The sequence below is a fragment of the Rhodococcus sp. RS1C4 genome (assembly GCF_002258225.1).
In the GTDB taxonomy this organism is placed as follows: domain Bacteria; phylum Actinomycetota; class Actinomycetes; order Mycobacteriales; family Mycobacteriaceae; genus Rhodococcoides; species Rhodococcoides fascians_E.
In genome coordinates, this window is record NZ_NOXZ01000055.1 from 1 (window position 1) to 1,673 (window position 1,673).

The following is a 1,673-nucleotide window of genomic DNA, read 5'->3' on the forward strand; positions in this document are numbered from 1 at the left end:
TGGGCACCTGGTCCGACGTGGGCTTCGGCGCGGAGGCGTTCGACCATGTGCGGGTAGTGCAGTTCGAACGCGGGACGCTCGGAACGGATCCGGGGCAGTTCGGTGAAGTTGTGCCGCGGCGGCGGGCAGGAGGTCGCCCATTCCAACGAGTTGCCGTACCCCCACGGATCGTCGACGGTGACCACTTCGCCGTACCGGTAGGACTTGAAGACATTCCACACGAACGGCAACGTCGACGCACCGAGCACGAACGCCCCGATCGTGGAAATGATGTTGAGTGTGGTGAACCCGTCCGACGCCAGGTAATCGGCGTACCGACGCGGCATACCCTCGTTCCCGAGCCAGTGCTGCACCAGGAACGTGCCGTGGAACCCGAAGAACGTCAACCAGAAATGCCACTTGCCGAGCGTCTCGTCCATCATCCGGCCCGTCATCTTCGGGAACCAGAAATAGATACCGGCATACGTCGCGAACACCACCGTCCCGAACACCACATAGTGGAAGTGCGCGATCACGAAGTAGGTGTCGGTGACATGGAAATCGATCGGCGGGCTGGCGAGCAACACACCCGAGAGACCACCGAAGAGGAACGTGATCAAGAACCCGATGGAGAACAACATCGGCGTCTCGAGCGTCACCTGACCACGCCACATCGTGCCGATCCAGTTGAAGATCTTCACACCCGTGGGCACCGCGATCAAGAACGTCATGAACGAGAAGAACGGAAGCAACACCGCACCGGTGGCATACATGTGATGCGCCCACACCGCGATCGACAACGCCGCGATCGCGATCGTCGCGTAGATCAACGTGGTGTACCCGAACATCGGCTTACGCGAGAACACCGGGAAGATCTCCGAGACGATCCCGAAGAACGGCAACGCGATGATGTACACCTCGGGATGACCGAAGAACCAGAACAAGTGCTGCCACAGCAACACACCACCGGTCGCCGGATCGAACAAGTGCGCACCCAGATGACGATCGGCCGCCAACCCCAACAACGCCGCCGTCAACAACGGGAACGCAAGAAGAATCAGAATCGAGGTCACCAGGATGTTCCAGGTGAAAATCGGCATCCGGAACATCGTCATACCCGGCGCCCGCAAACAGATGACCGTGGTGATCATGTTGACGCCACCGAGAATGGTGCCCAAACCGGCCACCGCCAACCCCATGATCCACAGATCAGCACCCACACCCGGCGAATGCAGAGCACTCGTCAACGGCGTGTAGGCAGTCCACCCGAAGTCCGCGGCACCACCAGGAGTGATGAACCCGGCCGTGGTGATCAACGCACCGAACAGATACAACCAGTACGAGAACGCATTGAGCCGCGGGAACGCCACATCCGGAGCACCGATCTGCAACGGCAGAATGTAATTGGCGAACCCGAACACGATCGGCGTCGCATACAACAGCAACATGATCGTGCCGTGCATGGTGAACAACTGGTTGTACTGCTCGTTGGACAGAAACTGCATCCCCGGCACAGCCAACTCGGCGCGCATCAGCAACGCCATCAACCCACCGACGAGGAAGAACGCAATCGACGTCGCGATGTACATGATCCCCAACACCTTGGGATCAGTGGTCGTAATCGCCTTGTGAACGAACGAACCCTTAGGTCCCATCCGCGGCGGAAAAGGCCGAGCCGCCGTCACAGCGGGAGT

At 59.8% G+C, this 1,673-nt stretch carries 1 protein-coding gene; it reads right to left on the reverse strand.

From position 1 onward, the window contains the following. Positions 1 to 1,664, reverse strand: a 1,664-nt coding sequence (gene ctaD / locus CH289_RS27370; protein WP_218828476.1) for an aa3-type cytochrome oxidase subunit I, incomplete at its 3' end; no start/stop codon positions are given. Between the last annotated feature and the right edge of the window lie 9 nt (positions 1,665 to 1,673).